Genomic DNA, 16,058 nt, shown 5'->3' with positions numbered 1-16,058 from the left:
AGATTGATAGTCAATACAATATACGAAATTTTCGTATTATGAGTAACCTTTTTTTTAATGCACTACGGGTTAACTTTATTCAAATTATAAATCATCAAGACAGCTTTTTTCGCTGTCTTTTTTTGTTTTGCTTCATGCAATATTCCTTAGCTTTGTTCATCAAAATTTAAAAATAATGAAGAGGATTTTAATTTATCTATTAGTAATGGTTTTCCAATTTGGATTTTCCCAAGAAGTTCCAAAAGTCCTGAAAACCAAATTTTCCAAAGAAGCTTTAGCTCAAAAATTACAGGATAAAGATGGGAAAGAAATTTCAATCAATCAAATTCTGAAGCAGCACAAAGGCAAAGTTGTCATTTTAGATTTCTGGGCTGGCTGGTGCAGAGATTGTCTCAAAGCATTTCCAAAAGCTAAAGAATTGGAGGAAAAAAATCCCAATGTCAACTTTGTTTTTCTTTCTCTGGAAAGGTCAAAAGATGGTTTTTTGAAGAGTCTTGAGAAGCACGAGATGACAGACAAAGAAAATTATTGGTTTTCATCTGGCTGGAAGAACGATTTTAATAATTACATCGACCTCAACTGGATCCCAAGATATATTGTCGTAGACCAAAGAGCCGATATCGCAAAATATTACGCCATCACACCCGATGATCCGGAAATTCAAAATACGATTGACAAGCTTTTAAAGTAAATTATGATTGTAAGAGAAGCTACAGAACAGGATTTGACGATCCTTTTAGAATTTGAACAGGGAATTGTTTCTGCAGAAAAACCATTTAACAGTACTTTTATTGATGGAGAAATCCATTATTATGATCTTCTCACTTTAATTCAGTCGGAAGATTCTACCATACTCATAGCGGAAGAAAATAATGAAATTGTGGCTTCTGGGTATTCAAAAATCAAGAAAACCGAAAATAGTTATTCCAATTTTGACACATATGCTTATTTGGGGTTTATGTATGTAAAACCTGAACACAGAGGAAAAGGTATCAACAAACTGATCCTTGATGAACTTATCAATTGGTCAAAAGATAAAGACATCTCAGAGATCAGGCTGGAAGTTTATGATCAAAATGAACCCGCTGTAAAGGCCTATAAAAAAGCAGGTTTTGAATCCTTAATTCTTACGATGAGATTGAAAACGTAATAATTCGATCAATAAAAATAATTGAATCCATATCTTTGTGATATGGATTTTCCTTTTCCGCAACGCAAAATAATTCACGTCGACATGGACGCTTTTTATGCTTCTGTAGAACAGCTCGATGACCCGAGCCTGCGTGGAAAAGCCATTGCTGTTGGCGGCGGACATCGCGGTGTGGTTGCGGCCGCAAGTTATGAAGCTCGAAAATTTGGAGTTCGTTCTGCGATGCCAAGTAAAACAGCGAGAGAACGATGTCCGCATCTCATTTTTGTAAAACCGAGATTTGCCAGATACAAAGAAATCTCCAGCAAGATCAGAAGCATCTTTCACGAATATACAGACCTCGTAGAACCACTTTCTTTGGATGAAGCTTACCTGGATGTTACAGAAAACAAAAAAGACATCGAGTCGGCGAATGACATTGCGAGAGAAATTAGAAAACGAATTTTTGAAGAAACGGGATTGACGGCTTCGGCGGGAATTTCCGTCAATAAGTTCTTGGCGAAAGTGGCTTCCGACATCAATAAGCCCAACGGGCAAAAAACCATTCATCCAACCAAAATCGATGAGTTTCTGGAAAATCTTCCGATTGAGAAATTCTACGGCGTTGGGAAAGTGACGGCGAACCGAATGCACACGTTGCACATCTTCAAAGGTTCTGACCTGAAGGCAAAATCTCTGGACGAATTGGAAAAACTCTTTGGCAAATCTGGAAGATATTATTATAACGTTGTCCGCGGCATCCACAATGGTGAAGTGAAACCGAATAGAATCCAAAAAAGTGTAGCCGTGGAAAGAACGTTTTGGGATGACATCAAGGAAGATGAAGAGATCGATCAAAAACTGAAATCATTAAGTCTTGAACTGGAAGAACGTCTCGGCAAAAAAGAGATCAAAGGAAAAACACTCACTTTAAAGATCAAATACCAAGATTTTACACTTTACACGAGAAGCAAAACGCAAGAATCATATTTCGAAAACGCCGAGAAGTTCTACAACACGGCGAAACAACTTTGGGAACTGCGACCATTTGACAAAGCGATTCGACTTCTTGGACTTTCTTTGTCCAACCTCAACACGGAAGAGAAAAAGCAGGTTTCTGTACAGCTGAAGATTCCTTTTGCCGAGTTTGATGATTGAGGTTTTGAATTAAAGTCAATACAGTTTTTTGGAAAATATCAACTGCGACAAATCTTGAACTTTTGAAAAATGCTCAACTTTGCGAAGCGCGCCCCGGCTTATCTCATCTTTTATATTTTCTATTTGAATCGATGAACCACTTCGTTAGGTTTGAGCGGAAATCCTTTTTTGTGGCTGGAAAAGCAAAGGCAAAAAGATTGGGAGCGGAAGACGGAAATAGGCTCCCAAATAATTTGTTTTGATGTAAATTGACTCTTTGTCTTGATTCTTCTGACTTATCTCCTCTTTCTTCCCCACTTTCCTTGGCTTGATATTTTCATAGAAACAAAAATCAAATCAAACAGTCTGAAAAAATCTACAATCTTATGAACGGAACGATGATACAGTTTTTCCATTGGTACACCGATGGCGAATCCTTCCTTTGGAAACATACAAAGGACCAGTCACAATATCTTGCCGACCTTGGCATCACTGCAGCATGGCTTCCGCCCGCATACAAAAGCACCAACGCCCTTTATTCTGTGGGCTATGACCCTTATGACATCTTTGACCTCGGGGAATTTGACCAAAAAGGAAATGTGGTGACGAAATACGGTTCGAAGGATGAATATATCGCAGCAGTAAAAGCACTGAAGGAAAAAAATATCCAAGTGATCGCCGACGTGGTTCTGAACCACAAAGCTGGAGGTGATGATCTGGAGAAATTCAAAGTGATAGAAGTGGACGAAGATGACCGTAACAAAGACATCTCCGATGTGATGGAAATCGAATCTTACACCAAATTTACTTTTCCCGGCAGAGGCGATACTTATTCTAATTTCAAATGGGATTTTACCTGTTTTACAGGCGTAGATTATGCGGAAGGAAAGGAAACAAGCATTTACAGAATCATTAATGACTTTGGTGATGGCTGGGACAACATCGTGGATGATGAAAAAGGGAACTACGACTATCTGATGTACAATGACATCGAGCACAGAAATCCGTTCGTTCGCGAAGAACTCAACCACTGGGGAAAATGGTACCATGACCAGACCGATTTTGACGGTGTGCGACTGGATGCCGTGAAACATATCTCACCCGATTTTTACAAAGAATGGTTGACACTACTCCGCTCCAATACTGGCAAGAACATCTTTGCTGTGGGAGAATATTGGGCACCTGGAGAACTGAAACTTCTGGAAGCTTACATCGCTGCTACAGAAGGTTGCATGAGCCTTTTCGATTCTTCCCTACAAAACAATCTTCATAATGCATCCAAAACACCCGATTACGACCTGAGACAGATCTTCAATGAGACATTGGTTTCTTCTCAGCCAGAAAAAGCAGTAACTGTGGTGGACAATCATGACACGCAACCGCTTCAGGCATTGGAAGCACCGGTAGAGACCTGGTTCAAACCATTGGCCTATGCCTTGATCCTGCTTAGAAAAGATGGCTATCCTTGCGTGTTCTACCCAGACCTCTATGGTGCGAGTTACAAGGACCACGGAGAAGACGGCATAGAGCACGAGATATTTCTTGACAAAGTAGATGCGATCGAAGAACTGATCAAAGCAAGAAAAGATTTTGCTTATGGTAATCAGAAAGATTATTTTGAAGATGCGCATTGCCTGGGCTGGGTGCGTGAAGGCGACGACGAGCATTCTGGCTGTGCAGTTGTCCTCAGTAATAAAGATGCTTACCACAAACCAATGGAAATCGGAAAACGATATGCTGGGAAAACCTTCTATGACTTCACGGGACATTTGGACAACAAAATTACCATTGATGAAAATGGATGGGCAGATTTTCCTTGTCCTGCGGGGAATGTGAGTGTCTGGGTGGCAGAATAAAATATTGAAATTAATATTATATTTGATTTAGAATTAAAATCCACTCAAACAAATGGAAAACTCCAACAAAACTCCAAAAGTAACAGGCATCGGCGGCATTTTCTTCATCACAGATGACCCAAAGCAAACCAGAGATTGGTATGAGAAAAACCTGGGAATTGATACGACCGAGTGGGGATCGACCTTTGAGTCGAGAAATATCAATGATCCTGATGAAGTGAATCAGTTGCAATGGAGTCCTTTCAAAAGCGGAAGCAGCTATTTTGAACCTTCCAAAAAGGAGTTCATGATCAATTACCGCGTTCAAAACATCGAAGAATTGGTGAAAAATCTAAGAGAAAATGATGTCACAATCCTTGATGAAATCGAAGAATCTGATTATGGGAAATTTGTTCACATCTTAGATTCGGATGGGAATAAATTGGAACTTTGGGAACCTTCTGAAAAATAAGTTCCAGTATAAATCCAATTTGAATTAGATAAAAAAAACCTCTTGAAATGATCTTCAAGAGGTTTGTATTTTCTATAGGTAAGATCGATCAATATCCCGTTCCAGCCTCTCCTTCACCAAGAAGTGCTTTTGCAGCAGAAGTTCCGATTCTTTGAATTCCTAATGTGATCATTTTTTCTGCATCGTCCGGAGTTTTCACGCCTCCTGCCGCTTTTACGGGAAGTTTGCCTGCGTTGTCCAGCATGATTTTTACGCCTTCAAAAGTTGCTCCGTTGGGTTTTCCGCCTTCGGTAATGTAAAATCCTGTGGAAGATTTCACGAAGATCTTTGCAAAGTCTTTCTCTTCGAAATTTTCTTGTGCCCATTTCCAGATGCTTGCTGTAAGATCAGCAATTTGAGAATCTGTAAGCGCCGCAATTTCTATGATCCATTTTACGGTCTTTCCGAAATGCAAACCTAATTTGGTTCCTTCAACGAATTCTTTTTCAACCAAATCTAAATCTCCGGACTTGAAAGCTTCATAATTGATGACATAATCCAACTCATCCACGCCGTCCGCAACTGCCTGGTTAGCTTCAGCCAATTTCGCTTCTAAAGAATAAGTTCCTTCGTGGAAACCTATAACTGTTCCTACCAAAACTTCGGAATTTTCAGCAGTGAGATAGTCTTTGATCAACTTGACATAATTCGGTCGGATCATGACTTCTTTGAAGTTGTAGGCAATAGCCTCGTCTGTCAATTCTCTTACTTTTTCAAAAGTCTGTTCCTCTGTAAGTCCAGATTGGGCTGGCGTTTTGAGATATGTTGAGTCTAAATATTGATTGATTTTCATATACAGAATTTATTTTCTTTTAATTATTAATATAACCACTTATCAACCAGAACCTTTAGTATCTGAACATAAGTAGTTTTCGCATTTACAAAAATAAAAAAAGGATACAAATAACTTGCATCCTTTTTTTTATTATATCAATTTTTCTTAAACTTTCAATTGTCTGCTGATACTCTGCTCCAAAGAAAGAATGGTCTCTGTTCTTGTAACACCTTTTAATTTTTGGATCTTGTTCAGGATCTCCATCAAGTGGTCGTTATCTTTACAAAGGACCTTTAGGAATATCGTGTAATTTCCAGTTGTGTAATGCGCTTCTACCACTTCATTTACCAAGTTCAGATTCTTGATAGCATCCTGATAGTGACTTGGCTGATCCAAGTACACACCAATGTATGAGACCACTTTGTAACCGATCTTTCTTGGATTCAGGAAAGAGATAGAATTCTCTATAACGCCAGCCTGTTCCAATTTTTTGATTCTTTGGTGAACCGCTGTCGTAGATATGCCAACATGCTTGGAAATGTGTGCAAGGGAAGTTTTTGCGTTATCCATCAACATATAGACAATCTCCTTATCAACTCCGTCTAAATGATAACCAGATTCAGATGCACTTTTCATAATTTATTATGGATTTTTTGATTTTTAAATATAATACAAAATATTTTAAATGAACGAAAAAATTTTGGTTTCGTTCAAAACAGACAGTACTATCAGAACAATTATTCGATTAAAATAATTGTTTATTGTTTCCTATTTGGTTGTAAAAATATAGAAAATAATATGAATCATAAAATTATAATGTGGTTTATTTTCCAAAATAATATAAAAATCACATAAATTAAATTTCATATAAAAGCGTTTTCGTTGTTAACATTTGGTTAAACTAAAGTTCAAATTTAAATTCCACAACACTTCGTCACCAAAAACAAAGCACTAACAATCAAATACTTAAATCCAACAACAAGGTTAGATCAAAAATAATTATCTCTCATCAAAAAATTAATATATTTAAAGCCTTAAATATAGACCAATGAAAAAATTTTACAACCTGATCGCAATTTTTATTGCGATCCTCAGTTTTGCGCAGTCGCAAAACGTGACGGCCTCTATCAGCCCGACCTCGTTCAACGAGGATGAACCAATCACCATTACTTTTAATGGCAGTAGTATCAACGAATCTACTTGGGGCGTGACCAACAACGCGCTCTATCTATGGGCATGGTCCTACGATCCCAATGACCTAAACAGTTTGGATTGCCCAACCAACGGTAGTTGGACAGCTTCCAACGAAGCTAACAAGTTGACTTACAACGCTGGTAATGACACTTACACGATGACGTTTGTCCCCAAGACTTTCTACAACAGAACAGGAATTGGCAGAATCGGTTTTCTACTAAAAACAAAAACAGGGAACGGACAATCTCAAGACATCTATTCTGAAGTAGGTAGATTTCAGTTTTCACTCAATTCACCAAGTAATGGTTCTGTCAACTTCATCACATCAGGAAGCAATTTCACTATCAATTACAGCACATCTTTGCCTGCAAATTATGTCGTAAAATCGAATGGAAGTACAATTTATACCGCCAATAACGTATCATCTATTACTACTTCCCCAAATATTACCGCAGATAATCAGATAGAAGTGACCGCAACCAACGTTGCATCCAACACAACTTTGACTTCCAAATTCACAATCTCTCCAACGCCAACGGTGCAAACAGCTGCAATCCCTTCCTACATGAGACAAGGAATCAGCTATGACCCGAACGACCCTACAAAAGTTGGATTAGCGCTGTACGCACCTTTCAAAAACTACGTGCATGTGATCGGAAGCTTCAACAACTGGCAAATCTCTTCTAACTATATTATGAAGAGAGATACAAGCAATGCCAATCTTTACTGGATAGAACTTACAGGATTGACACCTCAACAAGTTTACACTTTTCAATACAGAACAAGCGACGGCGTGAAAGTAGCTGACCCTTATTCTACTTTGGTCCTTTCGCAAGACGATGATCCTTTTATCTCTGCAAACACTTATCCTGGATTACCAGCTTATCCAGCAGGACAACAATATGATGTTTCTGTGATTCAAACTGCAAAACCTGCATACAACTGGACAGTCACTGACTTCCAAAAACCTGCAAAACAAAACCTTATCATTTATGAAGCTTTAGTAAGAGATTTTACAGAAGGTAAAAATTGGCAGGCAATGATCGATAAAATCCCTTACATCAAAGGTTTGAACGTGAATGCGATCGAACTAATGCCAGTAATGGAATTTGATGGAAATAACTCTTGGGGCTACAACCCAGGATTTCATTTGGCTTTGGACAAAGCTTATGGGACGCCAGAAAAATTCAAAGAATTCATTGACAAATGCCACCAAAATGGAATTGCTGTGATCCTAGATATTGCATTGAACCATGCTACAGGAAGATCTCCATTGGAAAGACTTTGGTCTACCAGTACAAACGGAGGTTATGGTGATGTTGCTGCCAACAACCCTTATTTCAATCAAGTTCCTAAGCATGCTTACAACGTTTTTTATGATTTTAACCATTCTAAAACAGAGACCAGATATTATGTGAACAGAGTTCTAGAACAATGGATCAAAGAATATAAGGTAGATGGATTCCGTTGGGACCTCACAAAAGGATTTACTCAGAATTGCACGGCTTCAGACGAAGGCTGTACTGGCTCTTATCAGCAGGACAGAGTGGATGTTTTGAAATTATATTCAGATTACCAATGGGCTCAGGACCCCACTTCTTACATCATCTTCGAACATTTAGGTGGAGATCAGGAAGAGCAGCAATGGGCAAACTATAAAGTCAATGAAGGAAAAGGTGTGATGATGTGGGACAATTTGGTTGGCCCGTACAATCAGAACACCATGGGCTATGACTCCGATAGCAACTTCAACCGGGTTGATTTTGAAAACCATGGTTTCAGCGAAAGAAGAAACATTACTTATGGTGAAAGTCATGACGAAGAACGATTGATGTTCAAAAACCTGGCTTACGGAAATGGTTCGGTAAAAACGCTTGCAACAGCATTGGAAAGACAAAAAGCGTATGGCGCTGTTTTCTTAACCGTTCCTGGTCCAAAAATGATCTGGCAGTTTGGTGAACTTGGATACGAATTCAGTATCAACCGTTGCGAGGACGGATCGATCAGCAATGATTGTAGATTATCTCCAAAACCAGTAGCTTTCACACTAGGTTATGATACAGATGCTGCTAGGAAATCAATTTACGACACTTGGTCAAAGATATTACAGATCAAATTATCAAGTCCGGTTTTTGACACCACCACTTTCAACGTTGAATCCGGAAATCTTTTACCTAGGACCCATATTTGGAAAGATGCTTTGGCCTCAAATACACTCAAAGATGTAGTAATAGTGGCGAACTTTACAACTTCTGCTCAGACAGTAACACCTAGTTTTCCTTACGCTACAACTTGGTATAACCTGATGGATAATTCTTCTATTTCTGGAAATTCAACAACGACTGTAAACTTACAGCCAGGAGAATTCCGGATCTATGGAAATCAAACCGCTTTGGCGACTGACGAAACTAAGATTGACACTAACAAAACATCACTTCAAATCGTTCAGAATCCAGCAACAGACGGCTTATTGAAAATCAGATACAACAAAGCGAAAAACGGACAGATCAACATCTATGACCTCAACGGAAAACTGGTAAGATCATTCGGACTGAAATCTGCAAAAGGAGACGAAACATTCTCTGTAAACGGAATCAGTACAGGAAATTACTTAGTTCAGTTAAAATCAGACGAAGGTTTGGCAGTTTCTAAACTGATCATCAAATAAGACAAAATATCTTTTATAAATTAAAATGAAATCGCCCCGATAATTCGGGGCGATTTTTATTTTTCAGAAAGTTCTTTCAGTTTTCCCAAGCCTTCCGAGAATGATTTGTTCATTTGCCAGGTCATCATCGGTTTCATTGGTTTGAAAAGCGTCTCGATCTCATAGTCGATTGTCCAAGTAACTTTAGTTCCAGAACCTTCCGTCGCAAGAAGCAGGTCAGAAGTCGCTCTATCATCCATTGGTTTGATAAAGTGCATACTTGTGGCCACTTTCTCATTAGGGACGATTGCCGTGATTTCCTGCTCACCTTCGCCCACATCATCATTCCCTTTCCAGCTGTAACCGTCACCAACTTCGCCAGCAGTTCCTTTGTATTTTACAACCAAATTCGGATCATATTTCATCCACGGATTCCAAGTGTTGAATGCTTTCATAGAATTCACATTCTGCCACACTTTTTCTTTCGGAGCATTGATGGTGATGGATTGTTCGTTATGACATTTGCTGTCCACAACCAACATCATAACGGCACAATAAGCAATGAAAATGGCCAAGATAACGCCAATGATTTTCAGAAATTTTTTCATAATAAGTATAGTTTAAGTTCAAAACAAATCTAAAAAGAATTTAAGTACAAAAACTTTTCCTAGGACAATATTTATTTGGGCGCCTTAATCCGTCTTCCGCTCCCAATCTTTTTTGCATAACGTTTTCGGTTAAGTTGAACTTGATGACAAGCAAAAAAGGATTTCCGCTCAAGCCGGGGCGCAATTTTGTCATACTTTCAACTTTAGGTACTAAATTTGTGATTTCAACAAAAAATAAGAAAAGGCTTCGACTACGCTCAGCCTGACAATTCGTATATAACAATTTTTATTAGCAATGTCACTCTGAGCGGAATCGAAGAGCCCTGAACAGTAAACCTTAAATCAAGAACAAAATAATGAATCCACTATTAGAAAAATTCAACACCAAATATACCTCATCACCTTTCAGCAACATCAAAGAAGAACATTATCTTCCCGCTTTTCAGGAATTGGTAAAAACCGCAGAAAAAGAAATCGACGAAATCACCAACAATCCAGAAACACCAACTTTCGAAAATACGATTGAAGCAATGGCATTTTCCGGCGAACAGTTGGACAGAGTTTCAAGCATTTTCTTCAATCTCAATTCAGCCGAAACCAATGACGAAATCCAGAAAATTGCGCAAGACGTTTCGCCACTTTTGACAGAATTCTCCTCCAAAATTTCTCAAAACGAAAAACTCTTCGAAAGAATCAAAAACGTTTACGACCAAAAAGACACTTTGTCATTAAACGAGGAACAAACAATGTTGCTCAACGAAACTTACAAAGGATTCGTAAGAAGCGGTGCATTACTGAACGAAGAAGACAAAAAGAAACTGGAGAAAATCAATATGGATTTGTCTATCAAATCACTCCAATTCGGACAAAATGCCTTGGCTTCAACCAATGCTTATTTCAAACATATTACAGACAAAGAAGAATTGAAAGGAATTCCGGAAGCGATTCTCGAGCAATACGAAGAAGATGCAAAGGAAAAAGGTTTGGAAGGCTACGTGATTACGCTTCAATATCCGAGTTATCTGCCAGCTCTGACTTACGCAGAAAACCGTGAATTGAGAAAAGAATTGGCTTTGGCAAACGGAAAAAAATCTTTCGATGGTGGCGAATTTGACAATCAGAACTTAATTAAAGAAATTGTAAAACTTCGTCAGGAAAAAGCCGAATTGTTAGGTTATAAAAATTACGCAGATTTCGTTCTTGAAGAAAGAATGGCAAAATCGCCAGAGAAAGTTTTTGAGTTCCTAAACGAACTTTTGGATAAAGCAAAACCTTTCGCCCAAAAAGAAATCGAGGAATTAAAATCGTTAGCAAAAGCTGACGGCATCGAAGAAATCCAAAGTTATGACCACGCTTTTTACGCTGAGAAATTAAGAAAGCAAAAATTCGACATTGATGATGAAGAGCTGAAACCTTATTTCCAACTGGAGAAAGTTCAGGAAGCTGTTTTTGGATTGGCAAAAAAATTATTTGGTTTAGAATTCAAGGAAATCAATGACGTTCAGAAATACCACGAAGATGTGAAAACCTACGAAATCACCGAAAACGGAAATGTAAAAGCCCTACTCTACGCAGATTATCATCCTAGAAAAGGAAAACGTGCCGGCGCCTGGATGACGAGCTACAAAAATCAGTATAAAAAAGACGGCGAAAATTCCCGTCCACATATTTCCGTCGTTTGCAACTTCACGAAACCAACGAAAGAAACGCCAAGCTTATTGACTTTCCAAGAAGTGACCACTTTGTTTCACGAGTTTGGACACGCACTTCACGGCGTTTTGGCAGACACGCAATATCCGAATTTGTCAGGAACTTCTGTGAAATGGGATTTTGTAGAATTGCCTTCTCAATTTTTGGAAAACTTCTGCTACGAACCAGAATTTCTGAAAACCTTCGCCAAACATTATCAAACTGGAGAAATCTTACCAGACGAAAAAATCGAGAAATTATCTCAAAGCAAATCCTTTATGGAAGGCTATCAAACAATGAGACAAGTTGGCCTAGGATTATTGGATATGGCGTTTCATTCCAGTGTGTCGGAACACGAAGTGACGGACGTCAAAGAATTTGAAAATCATTTCACAAAAGCGACACAAATCTACCCTTCAAATCCTGAAACGGCGACTGCACCAAGTTTCTCACATATATTCCAGGGTGGCTATTCGGCTGGTTATTATTCTTACAAATGGGCGGAAGTTTTGGATGCAGATGCGTTTCAATATTTCAAAGAAAATGGAATTTTCAATCCTGAAATTGCTTCGAAATATAAAATCCTTCTTTCTTCCGGCGGAACCAAAGACCCGATGGAATTGTTCAAGGCTTTCCGTGGAAGCGAGCCGAAAGTGGAGAGCTTGCTGAAGAGAGCTTTCGGATAATAAAATTTAATTTTGAGACCTGAATATTCAGGTCTCAAACTTTTTCTAACTTCTAACTTCTAACTTCTTAACTCTAATTTCTACCTTAATGACTTGTCCCTGCTGTTCCGGAAAATCCTACAACGACTGCTGTAAACCTTATCACACAAAAGAAAAATTCCCGCCGACTGCGGAAGCTTTGATGCGTTCTAGATTTTCAGCTTTTGCGATTCCGAATGGTGAATACTTGTGGGAAACTACGTCGCCTGGAAAACGGAAATTTCATAATAAGAAAAGTCTCCAGGAATGGGCCGAAATCAATGACTGGACGAAGTTGGAAATCGTTGATACGCCATCAATGAACAAAGTGGGATTCAAAGCGTTTTATATGGATGAAGATGGAAATCCGCAAGTTCATCACGAGTTATCGACCTTCAAAACGATTCAGAATCGCTGGTATTATGTGAGCGGAATATTTTTGGATTAAGAAATTTAAAGTAAGCCTTTTTTCTTCTTCTGTCTCAAAACGTAGAGATACAAACTTTCTACTTTTGCCCTTGCCCAATCGGTTTTTCTAAGGAATTTCAATGAGGAATTGATACTTGGTTTATCGGCGTTGAAACATCGGATGTTGATCTGTTTCCCCAATTCTTCGAAACCATTGTAATAGTCCACCAATTCTTCTAAAATTGCGTCGAGTCTTTTGCCATGTAAAGGGTCTTTCGAAGTTTGTTCCATTTTGTAAAATTATTGAATTAATATGATTCCAAACCTATATTTTTTAACGCAAAGCGCACAAAGATTTTTTCTATAAACATTGGGAATATTTTAGGTCGCAAAGACGCTTCGCTCAGCTAAGACTAAACTTATTAAAGTCTTTATAAAGAGCAAAAAAAAAGAAACTTCTTTTAGTATTACTTTTTTTTGAACTTTTGCAAGAATTAAAATTCGCCATAAACTTTTGTTACTTTTGTGGTTTATTTAAACTATTAAAGACATTTATTTTCTCGATGTAATTTCCGCTTATCCTTATTTCATATATTTGATTATAAATCAGAAAAAAATGAAAATCCTAACTTTTATTATCCTTTTATTTTCTACAATGTCTCACGCTCAGGACTTCGCCAATTTCGGCAAATATCAAAAACAAAATCAAGAAGTAAAATCTAAAAATACAACGCCGAACTCTGTTTTAATGGGCGATTCTATCACAGAAGGCTGGTTCGCCACAGACCCGGAATTTTTCACTAAAAATAATTTTGTCGGAAGAGGAATTGGTGGACAGGTGACCTCGCAGATGCTTTTGAGATTTCGGGAAGACGTCATTTTATTGAAGCCAAAACGTGTGATTATCCTCGCTGGAACCAATGACATTGCGGAAAATCAAGGTCCAATTTCTTTGGATAAAGTTTTCGGGAATATTGTTTCGATGGTGGAATTGGCGAAAGAAAATCAAATCAAAGTGGTTTTGTGCTCGGCGCTTCCCGCTTCCGACTTTCCTTGGAGAAAAGGAATGATGCCTGCTGACAAAGTGATCGCGCTGAATCAAATGATCAAAGATTACGCTCAGAAAAACAAAATCACTTACATCGATTATCACACGCCATTGAAAGACGACAAAAATGGTTTGCCAAAAGAAATTGCGGAAGACGGAATCCATCCCAACAAATTGGGTTACGAGAAAATGGAGGCAATCCTGATGAAAAATTTGAAGTAATGAATCTCGAAGCTTTAAAATTCCCAGTCGGAAAATTCCAAAAACCAGAATCAATCACAAAGGAAATGATTGATTCTGCCATTAATGAAATTGAAAACTTTCCAAACCTTGTAAAAGCTGAAATCGAAAACCTGGATGAAAGGGATTTAAATCTAAGATACAGACCAGAAGGCTGGACCATCTCTCAAGTCGTTCAGCATTGTGCGGACAGTCACATCAACAGTTATGTGCGATTCAAATTGGCTTTGACAGAAAATGTTCCAACTATCAAACCTTACGAGGAAAGTCTTTGGGCAGAATTGCAGGATAGCAAACTTTCGCCTTTTGTCTCTTTGAAGTTGCTGGAAGCTTTGCACGAAAGATGGGTTTTCATTTTGAAAAGTCTTTCTGAGGAGGATTTGAACAAAGAATTCATACATCCGGAACAATCGGAAAAGATTTCGCTCAAAGAAAATATCTTGATCTACAGTTGGCATTGTCAGCATCATTTGGCACATATCAAGCAGGCGAAGGAATTGAGATTTAATTAGGAACTTTAAAATCGAATCATGAAAAAGTCAATCTCTTTTTTATTTCTGCTTTTAATAAACGTTTTTCCATTGGCTCAAAACAAGATTGATCAAGATTTAGAAAAATGTTTGAGTAAAGATAATTCTACGGCCGGTCAAAGAAATTGTATAAATTCTGCCCGTGATTCTTGGGACAAAGAACTTAATAAATCTTATCTTTCATTAAGCCAAAAACTGACAAAAACTGGAAAAAAGGAATTGGTGGAAGCACAGAGAAATTGGATTTCATTCAGAGATTTTGAGTTCAAACTGATTGACAAATACTATTTTGACGTCAAAAAAGGAACTTTGTTCTATGTGATTGCAGAGAATAAAAAATTGGAAATTGTGAAGGAACGCGCTTTGCAGATCAAGGAATATGAGGAGCAGTTTGATTATTGATTTTCTAAAAATGATTTAATGATTATAAATGCAGAAATTATCAGTCGTCCAGATTCTGGAGAATATTCGGAAAGGATATTTGATGTTGAAAGTGCTTGGAACTCTCAGTCTTGGACATTCGTTAGATTCACAGATGAGAATTATGCGCAATGGTGTGGACAATTTCGGGGAGAACGAAAAAGCGTTGCAATTTCAGAAATTTCAAAGAGGACTTTAATTTTGACTTCAGATTATCTATTTTCAATTGATTTAAACAATGGTGATTTGATTGAATTTTATGAGAGACCTGGATACATCAATTTGATTGCCATTAATGATGGAAATTTTCTTGTTTCAGATTACTATAATATTACCAAAATCTTAGATAAATTAAGCATTACGAAACACGTTGAAAGTCCCATTCAAATGGACTTGATTAAATTTGAATTGTGGGATGGTAACTTTTTAAATTTCAGCTGTGACGAATTTTTAAACTGGAATAGACATTTAAAAATGAGATATAATTCAAAAAGTGATGAGGTCACAATACTATAAGTTTTATAAATCATTTACAGACAAATTTCTTTCTTTCCAAATCTTCTCATATTCTTCCCGAAAATTGTATTTTTAGGAAAATTATTTTGCATGAAAACCAATAGCTTGCATGAAAACAAAACATCTACTTATTGCTATCACTTTAGTATCGAGCATTTTCATCAAAATCAATGCTCAAATCCAGCCAAGCAAAATACTCATCAACAATGTTGAGATTTTCAATGGGATTGACAACAAACTTGTAAAGGGGAAATATTCTGATTGAGGACAATATTATCGCGAAAATCTCACAATCTCCAATTCCTACGGACAGATCAGGCGCGACCAAGATCATCGATGGACAAGGCAAATTCTTGATGCCTGGATTGATAGATGCTCACGTCCATTTGCTATTTGAGTCTGTTCCCAAAATGATGGCAATGACTTCGGATTACGCCATGCTTAATTTCGTTGCAGCTGGAGCTGCTCACAAACAATTACTAAGAGGTTTTACAACTGTCAGAGACTTGGGAGGCGGCTCTCTATCTCTTGCAAAAGCTATTGACATGGGGCTGACCATAGGACCTAGAGTCTATTCAAGTGGTGCCTTCATCTCTCAAACTGGTGGACACGGCGACTTTGGATTACCAACTGATGTAGGATCAAGATCAAAACCTGGGGACTAGGC

The 16,058-nt window shown here is 37.9% G+C and carries 18 protein-coding genes; 14 read left to right on the top strand and 4 right to left on the bottom strand.

The window, feature by feature from the left end:
• The first annotated feature begins 175 nt into the window (after window positions 1-175).
• The 5 genes from AXA65_RS14720 to AXA65_RS14700 all read left to right on the top strand — a co-directional run bounded on the left by AXA65_RS14720 (window position 176) and on the right by AXA65_RS14700 (window position 4,573).
• Window positions 176-691 (top strand): TlpA family protein disulfide reductase, encoded by a 516-nt coding sequence (locus tag AXA65_RS14720; protein WP_063970837.1) that lies wholly within the window; start codon window positions 176-178, stop codon window positions 689-691.
• A 3-nt stretch (window positions 692-694) separates the two neighbouring features.
• Window positions 695-1,150, top strand: a complete 456-nt coding sequence (locus tag AXA65_RS14715; RefSeq protein ID WP_185114331.1) for a GNAT family N-acetyltransferase — start codon at window positions 695-697, stop codon at window positions 1,148-1,150.
• A gap of 42 nt (window positions 1,151-1,192) precedes the next feature.
• Complete coding sequence (gene dinB / locus AXA65_RS14710; RefSeq protein ID WP_063970835.1) at window positions 1,193-2,287, top strand: DNA polymerase IV; 1,095 nt, start codon at window positions 1,193-1,195, stop codon at window positions 2,285-2,287.
• Window positions 2,288-2,652: 365 nt separating this feature from the next.
• Window positions 2,653-4,122, top strand: a complete 1,470-nt coding sequence (locus AXA65_RS14705) for an alpha-amylase (RefSeq protein ID WP_063970834.1) — start codon at window positions 2,653-2,655, stop codon at window positions 4,120-4,122.
• Window positions 4,123-4,174: 52 nt separating this feature from the next.
• Window positions 4,175-4,573 (top strand): VOC family protein, encoded by a 399-nt coding sequence (locus AXA65_RS14700; RefSeq protein WP_063970833.1) that lies wholly within the window; start codon window positions 4,175-4,177, stop codon window positions 4,571-4,573.
• 88 nt (window positions 4,574-4,661) lie between these two features.
• Here AXA65_RS14700 and deoC read toward each other — a convergent pair whose 3' ends face one another.
• Both deoC and AXA65_RS14690 read right to left on the bottom strand, forming a co-directional pair.
• A complete protein-coding gene (gene deoC, locus AXA65_RS14695; protein WP_063970832.1) occupies window positions 4,662-5,405 on the bottom strand; it encodes a deoxyribose-phosphate aldolase in 744 nt (247 codons plus the stop codon).
• Between the two features lie 147 nt (window positions 5,406-5,552).
• On the bottom strand, window positions 5,553-6,023 hold the full coding sequence (locus AXA65_RS14690) for an Lrp/AsnC ligand binding domain-containing protein (protein ID WP_063970831.1): 471 nt from the start codon (window positions 6,021-6,023) through the stop codon (window positions 5,553-5,555).
• Between the two features lie 412 nt (window positions 6,024-6,435).
• Between AXA65_RS14690 and AXA65_RS14685 the strand changes: the two genes are divergently transcribed.
• Window positions 6,436-9,249, top strand: coding sequence for an alpha-amylase family glycosyl hydrolase (locus AXA65_RS14685; protein WP_063970830.1), 2,814 nt, complete (start codon window positions 6,436-6,438; stop codon window positions 9,247-9,249).
• Between the two features lie 56 nt (window positions 9,250-9,305).
• Here AXA65_RS14685 and AXA65_RS14680 read toward each other — a convergent pair whose 3' ends face one another.
• Entirely contained in the window at window positions 9,306-9,836 is a 531-nt protein-coding gene (locus AXA65_RS14680; RefSeq protein WP_063970829.1) for an SRPBCC family protein, read from the bottom strand.
• Between the two features lie 356 nt (window positions 9,837-10,192).
• Here AXA65_RS14680 and AXA65_RS14675 point away from each other — a divergent pair, with 356 nt between their 5' ends.
• On the top strand, window positions 10,193-12,211 hold the full coding sequence (locus AXA65_RS14675; protein WP_063970828.1) for a M3 family metallopeptidase: 2,019 nt from the start codon (window positions 10,193-10,195) through the stop codon (window positions 12,209-12,211).
• An 88-nt stretch (window positions 12,212-12,299) separates the two neighbouring features.
• On the top strand, window positions 12,300-12,677 hold the full coding sequence (locus AXA65_RS14670; RefSeq protein ID WP_063970827.1) for a YchJ family protein: 378 nt from the start codon (window positions 12,300-12,302) through the stop codon (window positions 12,675-12,677).
• Window positions 12,678-12,682: 5 nt separating this feature from the next.
• Here the strand turns inward: AXA65_RS14670 and AXA65_RS14665 are convergent, their stop codons facing one another.
• Window positions 12,683-12,928, bottom strand: coding sequence for a VF530 family DNA-binding protein (locus AXA65_RS14665; protein ID WP_063970826.1), 246 nt, complete (start codon window positions 12,926-12,928; stop codon window positions 12,683-12,685).
• 325 nt (window positions 12,929-13,253) lie between these two features.
• Here AXA65_RS14665 and AXA65_RS14660 point away from each other — a divergent pair, with 325 nt between their 5' ends.
• From AXA65_RS14660 to AXA65_RS20240, 6 genes are all read left to right on the top strand, one after another.
• Complete coding sequence (locus AXA65_RS14660; protein WP_063970825.1) at window positions 13,254-13,907, top strand: SGNH/GDSL hydrolase family protein; 654 nt, start codon at window positions 13,254-13,256, stop codon at window positions 13,905-13,907.
• Window positions 13,907-14,437, top strand: a complete 531-nt coding sequence (locus AXA65_RS14655) for a YfiT family bacillithiol transferase (protein WP_063970824.1) — start codon at window positions 13,907-13,909, stop codon at window positions 14,435-14,437. Before AXA65_RS14660 ends, AXA65_RS14655 begins: the two co-directional genes overlap by 1 nt.
• 18 nt (window positions 14,438-14,455) lie before the next feature.
• A complete protein-coding gene (locus AXA65_RS14650) occupies window positions 14,456-14,857 on the top strand; it encodes a lysozyme inhibitor LprI family protein (protein ID WP_063970823.1) in 402 nt (133 codons plus the stop codon).
• 18 nt (window positions 14,858-14,875) lie between these two features.
• Entirely contained in the window at window positions 14,876-15,391 is a 516-nt protein-coding gene (locus tag AXA65_RS14645; protein ID WP_063970822.1) for a hypothetical protein, read from the top strand.
• 109 nt (window positions 15,392-15,500) lie between these two features.
• Window positions 15,501-15,656, top strand: coding sequence for a hypothetical protein (locus AXA65_RS20245; protein WP_218281659.1), 156 nt, complete (start codon window positions 15,501-15,503; stop codon window positions 15,654-15,656).
• Window positions 15,657-15,747: 91 nt separating this feature from the next.
• On the top strand, window positions 15,748-16,056 hold the full coding sequence (locus tag AXA65_RS20240; protein ID WP_218281658.1) for an amidohydrolase family protein: 309 nt from the start codon (window positions 15,748-15,750) through the stop codon (window positions 16,054-16,056).
• The last annotated feature ends 2 nt before the right edge of the window (window positions 16,057-16,058 follow it).

It is taken from the genome of Chryseobacterium sp. FP211-J200 (genome assembly GCF_001643375.1).
Taxonomy (GTDB): Bacteria; Bacteroidota; Bacteroidia; order Flavobacteriales; family Weeksellaceae; genus Epilithonimonas; species Epilithonimonas ginsengisoli.
The sequence above is the reverse complement of the archived record's forward strand: the minus strand, read 5'-3'. Positions and strand labels throughout refer to the sequence as shown.

What these genes read in the sequence shown, in the direction of transcription:
- AXA65_RS14720 (WP_063970837.1), top strand. Translation starts at nt 176, where the DNA reads ATGAAGAGGATTTTAATTTATCTATTAGTAATGGTTTTCCAATTTGGA.
- AXA65_RS14715 (WP_185114331.1), top strand. Translation starts at nt 695, where the DNA reads ATGATTGTAAGAGAAGCTACAGAACAGGATTTGACGATCCTTTTAGAA.
- dinB (WP_063970835.1), top strand. Translation starts at nt 1,193, where the DNA reads ATGGATTTTCCTTTTCCGCAACGCAAAATAATTCACGTCGACATGGAC.
- AXA65_RS14705 (WP_063970834.1), top strand. Translation starts at nt 2,653, where the DNA reads ATGAACGGAACGATGATACAGTTTTTCCATTGGTACACCGATGGCGAA.
- AXA65_RS14700 (WP_063970833.1), top strand. Translation starts at nt 4,175, where the DNA reads ATGGAAAACTCCAACAAAACTCCAAAAGTAACAGGCATCGGCGGCATT.
- deoC (WP_063970832.1), bottom strand. Translation starts at nt 5,405, where the DNA reads ATGAAAATCAATCAATATTTAGACTCAACATATCTCAAAACGCCAGCC.
- AXA65_RS14690 (WP_063970831.1), bottom strand. Translation starts at nt 6,023, where the DNA reads ATGAAAAGTGCATCTGAATCTGGTTATCATTTAGACGGAGTTGATAAG.
- AXA65_RS14685 (WP_063970830.1), top strand. Translation starts at nt 6,436, where the DNA reads ATGAAAAAATTTTACAACCTGATCGCAATTTTTATTGCGATCCTCAGT.
- AXA65_RS14680 (WP_063970829.1), bottom strand. Translation starts at nt 9,836, where the DNA reads ATGAAAAAATTTCTGAAAATCATTGGCGTTATCTTGGCCATTTTCATT.
- AXA65_RS14675 (WP_063970828.1), top strand. Translation starts at nt 10,193, where the DNA reads ATGAATCCACTATTAGAAAAATTCAACACCAAATATACCTCATCACCT.
- AXA65_RS14670 (WP_063970827.1), top strand. Translation starts at nt 12,300, where the DNA reads ATGACTTGTCCCTGCTGTTCCGGAAAATCCTACAACGACTGCTGTAAA.
- AXA65_RS14665 (WP_063970826.1), bottom strand. Translation starts at nt 12,928, where the DNA reads ATGGAACAAACTTCGAAAGACCCTTTACATGGCAAAAGACTCGACGCA.
- AXA65_RS14660 (WP_063970825.1), top strand. Translation starts at nt 13,254, where the DNA reads ATGAAAATCCTAACTTTTATTATCCTTTTATTTTCTACAATGTCTCAC.
- AXA65_RS14655 (WP_063970824.1), top strand. Translation starts at nt 13,907, where the DNA reads ATGAATCTCGAAGCTTTAAAATTCCCAGTCGGAAAATTCCAAAAACCA.
- AXA65_RS14650 (WP_063970823.1), top strand. Translation starts at nt 14,456, where the DNA reads ATGAAAAAGTCAATCTCTTTTTTATTTCTGCTTTTAATAAACGTTTTT.
- AXA65_RS14645 (WP_063970822.1), top strand. Translation starts at nt 14,876, where the DNA reads ATGATTATAAATGCAGAAATTATCAGTCGTCCAGATTCTGGAGAATAT.
- AXA65_RS20245 (WP_218281659.1), top strand. Translation starts at nt 15,501, where the DNA reads ATGAAAACAAAACATCTACTTATTGCTATCACTTTAGTATCGAGCATT.
- AXA65_RS20240 (WP_218281658.1), top strand. Translation starts at nt 15,748, where the DNA reads ATGCCTGGATTGATAGATGCTCACGTCCATTTGCTATTTGAGTCTGTT.